General features: G+C 74.4%; 3 protein-coding genes. All 3 read left to right on the plus strand.

The window, feature by feature from the left end; translation table 11 throughout:
* Positions 1–60: 60 nt before the first annotated feature.
* On the plus strand, positions 61–10,209 hold the full coding sequence (locus NP777_RS09825; RefSeq protein WP_256649705.1) for a type I polyketide synthase: 10,149 nt from the start codon (positions 61–63) through the stop codon (positions 10,207–10,209).
* A gap of 38 nt (positions 10,210–10,247) precedes the next feature.
* Positions 10,248–16,559: a type I polyketide synthase gene (locus tag NP777_RS09830; RefSeq protein WP_256649706.1), complete on the plus strand. Its 6,312-nt coding sequence runs from the start codon at positions 10,248–10,250 to the stop codon at positions 16,557–16,559.
* Positions 16,560–16,649: 90 nt separating this feature from the next.
* A complete protein-coding gene (locus NP777_RS09835; RefSeq protein ID WP_256649707.1) occupies positions 16,650–17,435 on the plus strand; it encodes a thioesterase II family protein in 786 nt (261 codons plus the stop codon).
* Positions 17,436–17,467: the final 32 nt, after the last annotated feature.

Below are 17,467 nucleotides of genomic sequence, written 5' to 3' on the forward strand. Positions count from 1 at the left end.
CCGCCGCGCCACCGCCCCGGCCGCCACCGACGTTCCGGCCCTCTTGAGGAGCTGACGACCATGGACAACGAGAAGAAGCTGCGCGACTACCTCAAGCGGGCCACCGGCCACCTCCGCGCCGCACACCGCCGGATCCAGGAGCTGCAGGCCCCCGAGCCCATCGCCATCGTGGCGATGAACTGCCGCTACGCGGGCGACATCCGCTCCCCCGAGGACCTGTGGCAGGCCGTGGCCGAAGGCCGGGACGGCATGGGCGACTTCCCGGCCGACCGGGGCTGGGACCTGCCGAACCTCTTCGACCCGGACCCCGACCGCGAGGGGCGCACCTACGCCCGCCAGGGCGGATTCCTCCAGGACGTGGACCAGTTCGACCCGGCGTTCTTCGGCATCTCGCCGCGCGAGGCCCTCACCATGGACCCGCAGCAGCGGCTGCTGCTCGAAGTGGTCTGGGAGACCTTCGAACGGGCCGGAATCGACCCGGGCACCCTGCGCGGCAGCGACACCGGCATCTTCATGGGCGCCACCGACTTCGACTACGCCCGCGATCTGACCGAGCTCCCCGAGGGGCTGGAAGGCCAGATGTCCATGGGCGCCTCGGGCGCCATCCTCTCCGGCCGGGTCGCCTACACCCTGGGCCTGGAGGGACCGGCCGTCACGGTCGACACCATGTGCTCGTCGTCGCTGGTGGCGCTGCACATGGCGTGCCAGGCACTGCGTCAGGGCGACTGCTCGATGGCGCTCACCGGCGGCACCACCGTGATGTCCACGCCGAGCGGCTTCATCGAGTTCAGCCGCCAGCGGGCGCTGTCCACCTCCTCCCGCTGCCAGGCGTTCTCCTCGACGGCCGACGGCACCGCCTGGGGCGAGGGCGTCGGGGTGCTGCTGCTGGAGCGGCTCTCGGACGCCCGCCGCAACGGCCACACCGTGCTCGCGGTGGTCCGCGGCAGCGCCATCAACCAGGACGGCGCCAGCAACGGCCTCACCGCGCCCAACGGCCGTGCCCAGCAGCGGGTGATCCGCCAGGCGCTCGCCAACGCCACCCTGTCCGGCACCGATGTGGACGTGGTCGAGGCACACGGCACGGGAACGTCGCTGGGCGACCCCATCGAGGCGAACGCCCTGCTCGCCACGTACGGCAGGAATCGCCCGGCCGACCGGCCGCTGTGGCTCGGCTCGCTGAAGTCCAACATCGGCCACACGGCCGCCGCCGCGGGGGTCGGCGGCGTGATCAAGATGGTGCAGTCGATACGCCACGGTGTGCTGCCCAGGACCCTGCACATCCAGGAGCCGTCGCCCAATGTGGACTGGACCTCGGGCGCCGTCGAACTGCTCACCGAGCCCCGGCCGTGGCCGGAGACCGGGCGGGTCCGCCGCGCCGGGGTGTCCGCCTTCGGCGCCAGCGGCACCAACGCCCACGCCATCATCGAGCAGGCCCCCGAGGCCACCGGACCCGCGGACACCTCGGACGAGGGCGCGGCACCGGTGGGCGGCGCGGCGGTGCCGTGGGTGCTGTCGGCCAAGACCGAGTCCGGTCTGCGCGGCCAGGCGGAGCGGCTGCTGGCACGCCTCGCGGAGGGTCCGGAGCCGTCCCCGGCGGATGTGGGCTTCTCGCTGGCCACCACCCGCGCCCGCTTCGACCACCGCGCGGTGGTGGTCGGTGGTGGCGTCGAGGACTTCCGCGCCGGGCTGACGGCGCTCACCCGGGCCGAGCCCGGTGGCCTCGTGGCCCAGGGTGTGGCGGGCCACGCCGGGAAGCCGGTGTTCGTGTTTCCGGGGCAGGGGTCGCAGTGGGTGGGGATGGCGGTGGAGTTGCTGGATTCGTCGCCGGTGTTCGCGGGTCGGTTGGCGGAGTGTGAGGTGGCGTTGTCGGGGTTTGTGGATTGGTCGCTGTCTGGGGTGTTGCGGGGTGTGGGTCCGGGGTTGGAGCGGGTGGATGTGGTGCAGCCGGCGTTGTGGGCGGTGATGGTGTCGTTGGCGGAGGTGTGGCGTGGGTGTGGTGTGGTGCCTGCTGCTGTGGTGGGGCATTCGCAGGGGGAGATCGCGGCTGCGGTGGTGGCGGGTGCGTTGTCGTTGGAGGACGGGGCGCGGGTGGTCGCGTTGCGTTCGCAGGCCATCGCTCGTGGGCTGGCGGGGCGTGGCGGGATGATGTCGGTGTCGGAGAGTGTCGATCGGGTGCGGGAGCGGCTCGCCGCGTGGGACGGTCGTATCTCGGTGGCGGCCGTCAACGGCCCCGGCGCCGTGGTGGTGTCCGGTGATCCGGAGGCGCTGCGTGAGCTTCAGGCCCAGTGCGAGGCGCAGCAGGTACGGGCGAAGCTGATCCCGGTGGACTACGCGTCCCACTCGGCCCATGTCGAGGAGTTGCGCGATGAACTCCTCGACGTCCTGGCCCCGATCGCGCCGCGCCGCGCCGAGGTGCCGTTCTGCTCGACGGTCACCGGCGACACCATCGACACCGCGGGTCTGGACGCCGGGTACTGGTACACCAATCTGCGGGAGACGGTCGAGCTGGAGTCGGCGGTGCGGGCCCTGTCCGCCGCCGGGTTCGGCACGTTCCTGGAGATGTCGCCGCATCCGGTGCTGACGATGCCGCTGCAGGCGACCGCCGAGGATGCCGTGGTCGTGGGGTCGCTGCGGCGCGACGAGGGTGGTCCCGAGCGGTTCCTGGCCTCGCTCGGCGAGGCGTTCGTCCGGGGCGTGGCCGTCGACTGGGCCGCGGTGTTCGCGGGTCTTGGCGCGTCCGTGGTGGAACTGCCCACGTACGCCTTCCAGCGGCAGCGCTACTGGCTCGAAGGCTCCTCCGCACCCGCCGAAGGCGAGGCGGTGGACGCCGACTTCTGGGACGCCGTCGAGCGCGAGGACCTGACCGCGCTGGCCGCCGCGCTGGAGGTGGACGCCGAGGAGTCGTCCCTGGCCATGGTGGTTCCGGCGCTGGCCGCATGGCGCCGGGCGCGCCGCGAGCGGTCCGTGCTCGACTCCTGGCGCTACCACGTCACCTGGAAGCCCCTGGGCGACGCCCTCACCTCCCCGCACGACCGGTCGTCGGCCGGTGCCACCTGGCTGATCGCCGCGCCCGCCGGAGCGCCGGAGGGCCCGCGCGTCGCGGAGGCGCTGCGGGAACGCGGCGCCCAGGTACGGCTGGTCGAGCTGACCGAAGCCGACGCCGTACGCGAGACGCTCGCCCGCGGGCTCGGCGAGGCCACGGCGGACGCGCCACCGACCGCGGTGCTCTCGCTCCTCGCGCTCGTCGAGGACCCGTACCGCGCGGGCGCGGCACAGCCGCTCGGCCTGGCCCTCAACCTCGCCCTGCTGCAGGCGCTCGGCGACACCGGGGCCGACGTCCCGGTGTGGTACGCCACGCGCGGCGCGGTGTCCGTGGGCCGCGCGGACGCGCTGGACCGTCCGCTGCAGGCGCTCAGCTGGGGCCTGGGCCGGATCGCCGCCGTGGAGTACCCGCGGCGCCGGGGCGGTCTGGTGGATCTGCCCGGCACCCTCGACGACCGCGCCGTCGCGCGGCTGTGCGGTGTGCTCGCGGGCCGGCTGCCCGATGAGGACCAGGTCGCGGTGCGCGCCTCCGGGGTCCACGGACGCAGGCTGGTCAGGGCCTCGGCGACGGCCGACGCCACCACGCCGTGGCGGCCGCGCGGCACCGTGCTGGTCACCGGCGGCACCGGCGGCCTGGGCGCCCATGTGGCGCGCTGGCTGGCCCGGGGCGGCGCCGAGCACCTGGTGCTCGCCGGCCGCCGGGGCCCCGACGCTCCCGGAGCGGCCGAACTCGCCGACGAGCTAAGGGAGTCGGGGGTCCGGGTGACCGTGGCCGCGTGCGACGCCGCCGACCGTGACGCGCTGGCCGACCTCCTCGCCACGCTGGACGCGGACGAGGCACCGCTCGACGCCGTCGTCCACACCGCGGGCGTCCTGGACGACGGGGTGCTCGACACCCTCACCCCCGAGCGCGCCGACGGGGTGCTGCGCCCGAAGGTGGACGCGGCGCTCCATCTGCACGAGCTCACCCGGGACCGCGAGCTGTCCGCCTTCGTGCTCTTCTCCTCGTTCGCGGGCACGCTCGGCGGTCCCGGCCAGGGCAGCTACGCGGCCGCCAACGCCTTCCTCGACGCGCTCGCACACGCCCGCCGCGCCCAGGGCCTCCCCGCCACCTCGGTGGCCTGGGGCGCGTGGTCCGGCGGTGGGCTGGTGGACGAGGCGGTCGAGGCGCGGCTGCGCGCCACCGGTATGCCCGCGATGGCGCCCGACCTGGCCATCGCGGCCCTCCAGCGCGCCCTGGACGTGGCCGACACCCAGGTGGCCGTGGCCGATGTCGAGTGGGACCGGCTCATCGCCGCCACCCCCTCCCTGGACGGGGCCGCCGTGCTCGGCGAACTCCCCGACGCGCGGCGGGTGGAGGCGGCGGCCGCCACCACGGGCGAGCAGGACACCCCGCTGGCCCAGCGGCTGGCCGGGCTGTCGCCGCAGGAGGCCGAGGAAGCGCTGGCCGGCCTCGTCAGCACCGAAGTGGCCGCCGCGCTCGGCTACGCCGACACCGCGGCCGTCGAGGCCGGGCGCGCCTTCCGCGAACTGGGCTTCGACTCGCTGACCGCCGTCGATCTGCGCAACCGGCTGAACGCCGCCACCGGGCTGCGGCTGCCGGTCACCCTCGTCTTCGACTACCCCACCGTCACCGCGCTGGCCCGCTTCCTGCTCGCCGAGAGCGGCGCCGGTGACACCGCGGCCACCGTCCCGGCGGGCCCGGTGCCCGCCGCCGTCGCGGTGGACGACGACCCGATCGCCATCGTGTCCATGAGCTGCCGCCTCCCCGGCGGGGTGACCACCCCCGAGGAGCTGTGGCGGCTGCTGATGGACGGCCGGGACGCCGTCTCGGACTTCCCCACCGACCGCGGCTGGGACATCGAGGGCCACTACGACCCCGACCCCGACAAGCCGGGCACCTTCTACGCCACCGGCGGTGGCTTCCTCCACCAGGCCGACCACTTCGACCCCGAGTTCTTCGGGATCTCGCCGCGCGAGGCACTCGCCATCGACCCCCAGCAGCGGCTGCTGCTGGAGACCGGCTGGGAGGCGTTCGAGCGGGCCGGGATCGATCCGGTCTCGGTGAAGGGCACCCAGGCCGGAGTCTTCATCGGCGCCAGCTACAACGACTACGGCTCGCGCTTCACCCGCGCACCCGAGGAGTTCGAGGGCTACCTCGCCACCGGCAGCGCCAGCAGCGTGGCGTCCGGGCGCATCTCGTACACCTTCGGCCTCGAAGGGCCCGCGGTCACCGTGGACACCGCCTGCTCGTCCTCGCTGGTCGCCCTCCACCAGGCGGCCCAGGCGCTGCGCCAGGGGGAGTGCTCGCTGGCGCTCGCGGGCGGCGTCGTGGTGATGTCCACGCTGGACACCTTCATCGAGTTCAGCCGGCAGCGGGCCATGGCCCCCGACGGCCGCTGCAAGGCGTTCTCGGCGGACGCCGACGGCGCCGGGTGGGCCGAGGGCGTCGGCATGCTCCTGCTGGAGCGGCTCTCCGACGCGCGGGCAAACGGCCATGAGGTGCTGGCGCTGGTGCGTGGCTCCGCCGTCAACCAGGACGGTGCCAGCAACGGCCTCACCGCCCCCAACGGCCCAGCCCAGCAGCGGGTGATCCGCCAGGCACTGGCCGGTGCGGGCCTGTCGGCCGCCGAGGTGGACGCGGTCGAGGCCCATGGCACCGGCACCCGGCTCGGCGACCCCATCGAGGCACAGGCCCTGATGGCCACCTACGGCCAGGGGCGGGACACCGACCGGCCGCTGTGGCTGGGCGCGCTGAAGTCCAACATCGGCCACACCCAGGCCGCTTCGGGCGTCGCCGGGGTCATCAAGACGGTGCTGGCGCTGCGCCACGGCGTGCTGCCCAAGACCCTCCACGCCGATGCGCTCTCACCCGACGTGGACTGGTCGGCCGGTGCGGTGGAGCTGCTGACCGAGGCCCGGGAGTGGCCCGAGATGGGACGCCCGCGGCGCGCGGGCGTGTCCGCCTTCGGCGTCAGCGGCACGAACGTCCATGTGGTGCTGGAGCAGGGCCCCGAGCACACCGCCCCGGTGGCCGAGCGGACCGTCGACTCCGATGTGGTGCCGTGGGTGCTCTCCGCGCGCGGCGAGACCGCGCTGCGGGCGCAGGCCGGGCGGCTGCGGGCCCATCTGGAGGAGCGGCCCGAGCTGCGCCCGGTGGATGTCGGCTACGCGCTGGCGACGGGCCGCTCGGCCTTCGGCCACCGCGCCGTGGTCGTCGGCGCCGAGCGGGAGGAACTGCTGCGGGGCCTCGGCGAACTGGCCTCGGGGACGGCACAGGAGACCGTGGCCGGCGCCGCCGGGAAGACCGCCTTCCTGTTCACCGGACAGGGCGCTCAACGGCTCGGCATGGGACGGGAGCTGTACGACACCTTCCCGGTGTTCGCGGCGGCGTTCGACGACGTGTGCGCGGAGCTGGACCGCCATCTGGACGGCTCCGTGCGGGAGGTGGTGTTCGGCGAGGATGTGGAGCCGCTGAACCGGACCGTGTTCACCCAGACCGCGCTGTTCGCCCTCGAAGTGGCGCTGTACCGGCTGGTCGAGTCCTGGGGCGTGACCGCGGACTTCCTGGTCGGCCACTCGGTGGGCGAGCTGGCGGCCGCCCATGTGGCCGGGGTGTTCTCGCTGGCGGACGCGTGTGCGCTGGTGGCGGCCCGGGGCCGGCTGATGCAGGCGCTGCCGGAGGGCGGTGCGATGGTGTCCCTCCAGGCGGCCGAGGCCGAGGTGCTGCCGCATCTCGAGGGCCACGAGGACCGGGTGAGCGTGGCGGCGGTCAACGGGCCGCGGGCGACCGTCATCTCCGGTGACGAGAACACCGTCCTGCGGATCGCGGAGGCGACCGGGGCCAAGAGCAAACGGCTCACCGTGTCCCACGCCTTCCACTCGCCGCTGATGGACGCCATGCTCGCCGAGTTCGGCACGGTGGCCGCCGGGATCGGCTACTCCGCGCCGCGCATCGCGGTGGTCTCCAACGTCACCGGTGAGGCGGCGGGCGAGGAGCTGTGCTCGCCGGAGTACTGGGTGCGCCACGTCCGCGGGGCGGTGCGCTTCGGGGACGGCATCCGCTTCCTCGCCGAGAAGAACGTGACCCGCTTCGTCGAGATCGGCCCGGCCGGGGTGCTCTCCGCCATGGGCCAGGAGTGCCTGGCCGAGACCGACACCGACACCGAGCCCGGCACCGAGACCGCGTTCGTTCCGCTGCTGCGCAAGGACCGCGGCGAGGCCGAGTCGCTGCTGGCCGGGGTGGGCCGGGTGCACGCCCACGGTGGCGCGGTGGACTGGGAGCGGGTGTTCGCGGGCCGTGGCGCCCGCCGGGTGGAGCTGCCCACGTACGCCTTCCAGCGGCAGCGCTACTGGCTGGACGCGCCCGCCACCGTGGGCGATGTGGCCTCGGCCGGTCTCGGCGCCGCCGGACATCCGCTGCTCGGCGCCGCCGTCGAACTCGCCGACAGCGAAGGCCTGGTGCTCACCGGGCGGCTGTCCACGCGCGGCCAGCCCTGGCTGGCCGACCACGCGGTCTCCGGTGTGGTCCTCTTCCCGGGCACCGCCTTCCTTGAACTCGCGATCCAGGCCGGTGACCAGGTCGGCTGCGACCGGGTCGACGAGCTGACCCTCCAGGCGCCGCTCATCCTCCCCGAGCGCGGAGCCATCACCCTGCAGTTGGTGGTGGACCCGCCCGAGGAGGACGGGCGGCGTGCGCTGAACGTCTACTCCCGCCCCGAGGGCGCGGACCGTGAGCTGCCGTGGACCCGGCACGCCACGGGTGTGCTGGCGGCCGGAGCCGCCGAGGGCTCGTACGACCTGGGCGGGGCGTGGCCGCCGCCGGGCGCCGAGCCGATCGAGGTCGAGGACCTGTACGAGCGGTTCGCGGCGGGTGGCTTCGGCTACGGCCCGTCGTTCCAGGGACTGCGCGCGGCCTGGCTGCGCGGCGACGAGGTGTTCGCCGAGGTACGGCTGGCGCAGGGGCAGCAGTCCGCCGCCACCGCGTACGGACTGCACCCCGCGCTGCTGGACGCCGCGCTGCACACCATCGCGCTCGGCCCGATGCTCCAGGCGGGCGAGGGCCGGCTGCCGTTCTCCTGGACCGGGGTGACGCTGCACGCCTCCGGGGCCGGTGAGGTACGGGTGCGGCTCACCCCGAGCGGCACCGACACGGTGTCCCTGACCGTGGCGGACACCATCGGACGGCCGGTGGCCACCGTCGAATCACTCGTACTGCGCAAGCGGCCCGAACGGCTCGGCGAGGCCGCGGGCGGCGACACGCTCTACCGGCTCGACTGGGTGGCCGCCGACACCTCCGCGGCCACGCCCGAACAAGCCTCCGGGCGCTGGGCCCTGCTCGGCGACGACGACTTCAAGCTGGTCGGGCTCGATGTGCGGACCTATCCGAACCTGGAGGCGCTGCCCGCCGACCCGGCCGCCGTGCCCGCCACCGTACTGGTGCCCTGCGCACCCGACCCCCAGGGCGTGGCCGACGCCGTACGGACCGCGACCCACCGGGCGCTGGCGCTGCTCAGGGCCTGGCTGACCGAGGACCGGTTCGCCGACTCCCGCCTGGTGTTCCTCACCCGGGGCGCGGTGGCCACCACGCCCGGCGCGGACGTACCCGACCTGGCGCACGCCGCCATGTGGGGCCTGGTGCGCTCCGCGCAGTCGGAGAACCCCGGCCGGTTCGTGCTCGTCGACCTCGACGAACACGAGGAGTCGGCGCTCGCCCTGCCGACCGCGCTCGCCCTGGACGAGCCCCAACTGGCCGTGCGCCAGGGCGACATCACGGTGGCCAGGCTCGCCACCACCCCCGCCCCCGACACCGCACCGCCCGCCTGGGATCCCGAGGGCACGGTGCTGGTCACCGGGGCCACCGGCACCATCGGCGGGGTCATCGCCCGCCATCTGGTGGCCGAGGGCGGAGTGCGGCATCTGCTGCTCACGAGCCGTCGTGGCCCGGATGCCGAAGGCGCGGCGGAACTCCGTGCGGAGCTGGCGGAGTTGGGCGCCCGGGTCACCCTCGCCGCCTGCGACGTGGCCGACCGGGAGGCGCTGGCCGCGCTGCTGGCCACCGTCCCCGCCGCCCATCCGCTGACGGCCGTCGTACACACCGCGGGCGTCCTGGACGACGGTGTGGTCTCCTCGCTCACCCCCGAGCGGATCGACCGGGTGTTGCGGCCCAAGGTCGACGCCGCGCTCACCCTGCACGAGCTGACCCGCGAGCTGGACCTGTCCGCGCTCGTCCTGTTCTCCTCCATCGCGGGCACCTTCGGCGGAATGGGCCAGGGCAACTACGCGGCGGCCAACGCCTTCCTCGACGCCTTCGCCCAGCACTGCCGCGCCCAGGGCCGGCCCGTCCAGTCACACGCGTGGGGGCTGTGGGCCCAGCGCAGCGAGATGACCGGCAAGCTGGAGGGCGCCGATCTGAACCGGCTGGCGCGCGGTGGCATCGTGCCGTTCTCCTCGGAGGACGGGGCCGGGCTCTTCGACGCCGCGCGTGCCGTCGACGCCGCCGTCGTGCTGCCGATGCGGCTCGACGCCGCGGGGCTCGGAGCGCGGTCCGGTGACGTACCGGCGCTGCTGCGCGGGCTGGTGAGGGCCGCGCCCGCCACCAGGGCCGCCCGGCGGACAGCCGCCGGAGCCGGGGCCGCGCCCGCGCGCACCGAGGGGCTCAAGGAGCATCTGACGAGCCTGCCGGAGGCCGAACGCGGCCGGTTCCTGCTGGACCTGGTCCGCACCACCGTGGCCGGGGTGCTGGGGTTCGAGTCGGTGGCGGCCGTCGAGGCGGAGCGCGGTCTGCTCGACCTCGGCTTCGACTCGCTCACCGCGGTGGAACTCCGCAACCAGCTCGGCAAGGCCACCGGCCGGCGCCTGCCGGTGACCCTGCTCTTCGACTACCCCACCTCCACGGCGATCGCCGCGTACCTGGAAGCGGAAATCGCCCCGGAGGCCTTCACCGCCGCGTCGATGACCTTCCCGGAACTCGACGCCCTGGAAGGCAACCTGGCCAAGGTGGCCGCCGACGAGGAGGCGCGCACCACGCTCGCCTCGCGCCTGCAGGACCTGCTGGTACGGCTCGGCCAGGGCCCGGAGGGCGTGGAGGACGTGGTCGCCGGCCGCATCGACGCCGCCTCGGACGACGAGATCTTCGACTTCATCGAAAACGAACTCGGCCTGTAGTGCACGGAGTTGGAATACACAGAGATGGGCGGTAAACGGTGAGCGAGGCAAAGCTCCGCGACTACCTCAAGCGAGTGACCACGGATCTGCACCGCACTCGCCAGCGCCTTCAGGAGGCCGAGACAAAGGACCACGAGCCCATCGCCATTGTCGGGATGGCCTGCCGCTACCCCGGTGGCGTGGCCTCGCCGGAGGACCTGTGGGAGCTGGTGGCGAACGGCCGTGACGCGGTCACCGAGTTCCCCGCCGACCGGGGCTGGGACCTGGAGGCCCTCTACGACCCGGACCCGGACAAGCCGGGCACGAGCTATGCCCGCGAAGGCGGCTTCGTCACCGACGCCGACCACTTCGACCCCGCGTTCTTCGGCATCTCCCCGCGCGAGGCGCTGGCCATGGACCCGCAGCAGCGGCTGCTGCTGGAGACCGCGTGGGAGGCCATGGAGCGCGCCGGGGTCGACCCGGCCACGCTGCGCGGCAGCCGCACCGGAGTCTTCGCGGGCGTGATGTACCAGGACTACGCCACCCGGCTGCGCCAAGTGCCCGACGATGTCGAGGGGTACGTGGGCAGCGGTGGCTCCGGCAGCATCGCCTCCGGCCGGATCGCCTACACCTTCGGTCTCGAAGGGCCCGCGGTCACCGTGGACACCGCCTGCTCGTCCTCGCTGGTGGCCCTGCACCTCGCCGCGCAGGCGCTGCGCCGGGGGGAGTGCTCCCTGGCCCTGGTCGGCGGGTCGATGGTGATGTCCACACCGGTGGCCTTCGTGGACTTCAGCCGCCAGCGCGGGCTCGCCGCCGACGGCCGCTGCAAGGCGTTCGCCGCGTCCGCCGACGGCACCGGCTGGGGCGAGGGCGTGGGCATGCTGCTCGTGGAGCGGCTGTCGGACGCGCGGCGCAACGGACACCGGGTGCTCGCGGTCGTCACGGGCTCCGCCACCAACCAGGACGGCGCCAGCAGCGGGCTCACCGCCCCCAACGGCCCCTCCCAGCAGCGCGTCATCCGGCAGGCGCTGGCCGACGCCGGGCTCACCCCGGCCGATGTGGACGCGGTCGAGGCACACGGCACCGGCACCCCGCTCGGCGATCCCATCGAGGCGGGCGCGCTGCTGGCCACCTACGGCCAGGACCGCCCCGAGGACCGGCCGCTGTGGCTCGGCTCGCTGAAGTCCAACATCGGCCACACCCAGGCCGCAGCGGGTGTCGGCGGGGTCATCAAGACGGTGCTGGCGCTGCGCCACGGCGTGCTGCCCAAGACGCTGCACGCCGACGAGCCGACGCCCAATGTGGACTGGGAGTCGGGCGCGGTACGGCTGCTGGCCGAGGCCCGGCCGTGGCCCGAGCCGGAGGCCGAACGGCCGCGTCGCGCCGCCGTGTCCGCCTTCGGGTTCAGCGGCACCAACGCCCATGTGATCCTGGAGCAGGCCCCCGCCGAGGAGACCGCGGACGAGACACCCGCCGACGAGACATCCGCGGAGACCGTGCCCGCCGCCGTGCCCGCCACCGTGTCCGACCTGGTGCCGTGGCCGCTGTCGGGCCGGACCGAGGAGGCCCTGCGCGCCCAGGCCGCGCGGCTGCGGTCCTACGCGGCGGACGCGCCCGAGCCGTCCCCCGTGGACATCGGCTACTCGCTGGCACTCACCCGCTCCGCCTTCGCCCACCGCGCGGTGGTCGTGGGCTCCAGTCGCGCCGAACTGCTCGCCGAACTCGACCAGTTGGCCTCCGGCGCCACCCCCGGCGCGGTGGCCGGCGCGGGCAAGACGGCGTTCCTGTTCACCGGGCAGGGCGCACAGCGGCTGGGCATGGGACGCGCCCTGCACACCGCCTTCCCGGTCTTCGCCGCCGCGTTCGACACCGTCTGCGCCGAGCTCGACCGCCACCTGGACGGCCATGTCAAGCACGCGGTGCGCGACGTGGTCTTCGGCGACGACGCCGAGCTGCTCGACCGGACCCTCTACACCCAGACCGGCCTCTTCGCCGTCGAGGTGGCGCTGTACCGGCTGCTGGAGTCCTGGGGCGTGACCGCGGACTTCCTGGTCGGCCACTCGGTGGGCGAGCTGGTGGCGGCCCATGTGGCGGGCGTGTTCTCGCTGGCGGACGCGTGTGCGCTGGTGGCGGCGCGGAGCCGGCTGATGGACGCGCTGCCCGCCGGAGGCGCGATGGTCTCGCTCCAGACCGCCGAGGCCGAGGTGCTGCCCCATCTGGCGGGCGAGGAGGACCGGGTGGCCCTGGGCGCGGTCAACGGCCCGGCCGCCACGGTGATCTCCGGCGAGGAGAAGGCCGTCCTGCGGATCGCGGAGGCGGTCGGCGCCAGGAGCAGGCGGCTGCGGATCGGCGTCGCCTCCCACTCGCCGCTGATGGACCCGATGATGGAGGAGTTCGCCAAGGTCGCCGGTGAGCTGACCTACGCCGCCCCCCGGATCGCGGTGGTGTCCAACGTGACCGGCGAGGCGGTGACCGAGGAACTGCGCTCGCCCGAGTACTGGGTGCGCCATGTGCGGCAGCCGGTGCGGTTCCAGGACGGGGTGCGGTTCCTCGAGGACCGGGGCGTGACCCGCTATGTCGAGGTCGGGCCGTCCGGTGTGCTCTCCGTGATGGGCCAGGAGTGCGTCGCCGACCCCGACACCGCCGCGTTCATCACCCTGCTGCACAAGGACCGCGACGAGGCCGAGTCGCTGCTGGCCGGGGTGGGCCGGGTGCACGCCCACGGTGGCGCGGTGGACTGGGAGCGGGTGTTCGCGGGCCGTGGCGCCCACCGGGTGGAACTGCCCACGTACGCCTTCCAGCGGCAGCGCTACTGGCTCGACGGCTCGGACCGGGCGGGCGATGTGACCTCGGCGGGGCTGGGCCCGGCCGGGCATCCGCTGCTGGGCGCCGCCGTCGAACTCGCCGACACCGACGGTCTGGTGCTCACCGGACGGCTGTCCCTGGCCGCCCAGCCCTGGCTGGCCGACCACGCCGTCTCCGGCACGGTCCTCTTCCCCGGCACCGCGTTCCTCGAGCTCGCGATCCAGGCCGGTGACCAGGTCGGCTGCGACCAGGTCGAGGAGCTGACCCTCCAGGCGCCGCTGATCCTCCCCGCGCGTGGCGCGCTCACCCTCCGGGTGACCGTCGGCGAATCCGACGAGAGCGGACGGCGCTCGCTGAACGTCCACACCCGTCCCGAGGGCGCCGGGTTCGGCGAGCCGTGGACCCCGCACGCCACCGGCACGCTCGCCACCGCCGCCCCGAGCGCCCCCGCCGAACTCACCGCGTGGCCTCCGGCGGACGCCACCGAACTCGACGTCAGCGACATGTACGAGCGGTACGCGGCGGGCGGCTTCGGCTACGGCCCGGCCTTCCGGGGCCTGCGCGCCGCCTGGCTGCGCGGCGACGAGGTGTTCGCCGAGGTCGGTCTGGCCCAGGAGCAGCGCACGGCCGCCGCCGGGTACGGGATCCACCCGGCCCTGCTCGACGCCTCCCTGCACGGCATCGCGCTCGGCACCCTCTTCGCCGGGGAGGACCCCGAGACGGCGCAGGGGCGGCTGCCGTTCTCCTGGACCGGGGTGTCGCTGCACGCCGCCGGGGCCGACGAGGTGCGGGTGCGGATCTCCCCGGCCGGGGAGGACACCGTGGCGCTCGCGGTGGCCGACCCCACCGGCCGCCCGGTGGCCACCGTCGAGGGTCTGCTGCTGCGGAAGATGACCGGTGATCAGCTCAGCGGCGCCCGCGCCGCGAGCAGCGAGTCGCTGTTCCAGCTCGACTGGCCCGCCCTCACCGGCTCCGACCGGCCCACCCCGCTCACCCGGGCCGCGCTGGTCGGCGACGACGGGCTGGAGGTCACCGAGAGCCTCTTCGCGGCCGGGGTCCACCTGGAGTCATATGTGGACCTGGAGTCGCTGGCCGCGGCCGTCGACGCCGGTACGGCCGCCCCCGCGGCGGTCCTGGTGTCCTGCGCCGCCGGGCCCGGCGCACCGGCCGACGCGGTACGGGACTCCCTGCGCACCGCCCTGGAGCTGGCCCAGAACTGGTCGGCCGATGAGCGGTTCGCCGACTCCCGGCTGGTGTTCGTCACCCGTGGCGCGGTGGCCACCGCGCCCGGTGCGGAGGTCACCGATCTGCCGGGCGCCGCCGTCTGGGGCCTGGTGCGCTCGGCGCAGTCGGAGAACCCCGACCGGTTCACCCTCGTCGACCTCGACGAGCACGAGGAGTCCGTACGGGCCCTCCCGGCGGTCCTCCCCACCGGGGAGCCGCAGCTCGCGCTGCGCGCCGGACAGCCGCACACCCCGCGGCTCGCCCGCGCCCAGGGCGCCACGGGCGCCACGGGCACCACCGACACCACGGACACCACGGACACCACCGGCGCCACGCGTGCGCTGGACCCCGAGGGCACCGTGCTGATCACCGGCGCCACCGGCACGCTCGGCGGGCTGCTCGCCCACCATCTGGTGACCCGCCACGGCGTCCGCCATCTGCTGCTGACCAGCCGCCGGGGACCGGCCGCCGAGGGGGCCGGTCGGCTGCGCGAGGAGCTGACCGCGCTCGGCGCGACCGTGACCGTGGCGGCGTGCGACACCGCCGACCGGGACGCCGTGGCCGCCCTGGTGGCCCAGGTGCCCGCCGACCGTCCGCTCACCGGGGTGTTCCACACCGCCGGGGTGCTGGACGACGGGGTGATCTCCTCGCTCACCCCCGAGCGGCTGGACACGGTGTTGCGGCCCAAGGTCGACGCCGCACTCCACCTCCACGAGGCCACCCGGGAGCTGGACCTGGCCGCGTTCGTGCTCTTCTCCTCGGCCGCCGGAGTGCTCGGCGGCGCGGGCCAGGGCAACTACGCGGCCGCCAACGGCTTCCTCGACGCCTTCGCCCAGGCCCGCCGGGCCCAGGGGCTGCCCGCCCACTCCCTCGCCTGGGGGCTGTGGGCGCGTACCAGCACGATGACCGGCACGGCGGACACGGCCGGGGCCGCCCGCTCGGGCGTGGCCGCGCTCTCCTCAGAACAGGGCATGGAACTGCTCGACACCGCCCTCGCCCTGGACACCCCGCTGCTGATCCCGATGCGGATCGACCTCGCGGCGCTGCGCGCGGGCGCCGGATCCGGCTCGGTGCCGCTCCTGCTGCGCGGGCTGGTGCGGACACCGGCGCGCCGGGCGGGCGCGACCACGCGCGGTGGCTCGCCGGGCGGCGGCTCCGCGCTGCGGGAACGGCTCGCCGCGCTGCCCGAGGCCGAACAGGACGCCGTACTGGTGGAGTTGGTGTGCGCGCAGGTGGCCACCGTGCTCGGCCACCCGGACCCGTCCGCGATCGGCCCGGCCCATGAGTTCGTGGACTCCGGATTCGACTCGCTCACCGCGGTCGAGCTGCGCAACCGGCTGAACGCGGCCACCGGGCTGAGGCTGCCCGCCACGCTGGTCTTCGACCACGAGACGCCCACCGATCTGGCCGTCCGGCTCCGCTCCGAACTGGCCGCGGCCCGGCAGTCGGGCCCGGCCGAGCAGACGCCCGCGGGCGCGGCGCCCGCCGCGGCGGGGGAGTCCACCACGCTGAGCACGCTGTACACCGAGGCGTTCGAGACCGGGAAGTGGAAGGAAATCTTTGACCTGCTGCACGCCACGGCGGCGCTGCGGCCCCGGTTCAGTGCCAGCTCCGACCTGGAGAAGCTGCCGATGCCGGTCCGGCTCAGCAAGGGCCCGGCCGAGCAGCACCTGTTCTGCTTCTCCTCGTGCCTGGCGGTCGCGGGCATCCACCAGTACGCGCGGTTCGCGGCCTCGCTGCGGGGCCGGCGCGATGTGTCGGCGCTCGCGCTGCCGGGCTTCGGCCGCGGTGAGCCACTCCCGGAGACGGCGGACGCGGTGGTGGCCGCGCAGGCCGAGGCGGTGGCGAAGGCCGCCGACGGGCAGCCCATCGTGCTCCTGGGCTCCTCGGCGGGCGGCTGGTTCGCCCACGCGGCGGCGGGACACCTGGAGCGGATGGGCATCAAGCCGACCGCGGTGGTCCTGGTGGACACGTACGTGCCCAAGAGCAGCATCCTCAACCAGTTCGGGCTCTCGCTCATGGACGGGATGACCGAGCGCGAGGGCGTGTTCGTCACCATGGACGACGCCCGGCTGTCGGCCATGGGGTGGTACCTCAACCTCTTCGGCGGCTGGGACCCCGAGCCGATCGAGACCCCCACCCTCCTGGTGCGTGCGCTGGAGCCGCTGTCCACCGGTTCGTTGAAGCTGGAGGAGCTGCCCGACTGGCGGTCCTTCTGGGAGCTGCCGCACGACATCGTCGATGTGCGCGGCAACCACTTCACCATGATGGAGGACCACTCCCTCCCCACCGCCCAGGCCATCGAGGACTGGCTGGAGCGACTGCCGCGCGACGGCGCCTGACCCCGCAGGCCCCCCCCGGACACCCCGCAGGACCCCGCTCGGACACCCCGCGGAGGCGCCCTTCCCGCATCGCGAAAGGAACGACGACCAATGGCGTTGCCCGTCACCGATGAGAGCCTGTGGTTCCGCAGGTTCCATCCGCGTCCGGAGGCCGAGGTCAGCCTGGTCTGCCTGCCGCACGCGGGAGGAGCCGCCAGCTTCTACTTCCCGATCTCCGAGCTGCTGCCGCCGACCGTGGAGGCGCTGGCCGTCCAGTACCCGGGGCGGCAGGACCGCCGCCATGACGCGCCCATCGAGGACATCCACGAGATGGCGCGCGAGATCTACGAGGCGCTGAAGCCGCTCACGGCACACCGGCCGATCGCGCTGTTCGGCCACAGCATGGGCGCTAGCGTCGGGTTCGAGCTGGCCAGACTGCTCGAAGGGGAGCTGGGGACGGTGCCCGTGGCGCTCTTCGCCTCGGGCCGGCCCGCGCCCTCCCACCATCGCAGCCTGGACATCCACCGGCGCGACGACGCCGGGCTCATCGCGGAGCTCCAGCTGGTCAGCGGGACCGACTCCCGGATCCTCGGCGACACCGAACTGCTGCGGCTGGCCCTGCCCGCCATCCGCAGCGACTACAAGGCGGCCGAGACCTACGCATACCGGCCCGGCGTCCGGCTGGCCTGCGACATCGTGGGGCTCACCGGCGACAGCGACATCCGCGTCACCGCCCCGGAAGTGGCGGGCTGGCGGGAGCACACCTCGGGCTCCTTCCGGCTGGAGGTCTTCTCCGGCGGCCACTTCTACCTGGGTGAGCAGAAGGCGGCGGTGGCCGGAGTCATCACGGACACCCTGCGGGCGGCCACCGCCCGCCCCCGACGACCCAACGACTGAGAGAGAAACCGACGATGCGTATCCTATTCGCG

The sequence above is a fragment of the Streptomyces rugosispiralis genome, from assembly GCF_024505145.1.
In the GTDB taxonomy this organism is placed as follows: Bacteria; Actinomycetota; Actinomycetes; order Streptomycetales; family Streptomycetaceae; genus Streptomyces; species Streptomyces rugosispiralis.

Excerpts from the sequence above, each read along its gene's own strand:
- NP777_RS09825 (WP_256649705.1), top strand. The coding sequence starts at position 61 with ATGGACAACGAGAAGAAGCTGCGCGACTACCTCAAGCGGGCCACCGGC.
- NP777_RS09835 (WP_256649707.1), top strand. The coding sequence starts at position 16,650 with ATGGCGTTGCCCGTCACCGATGAGAGCCTGTGGTTCCGCAGGTTCCAT.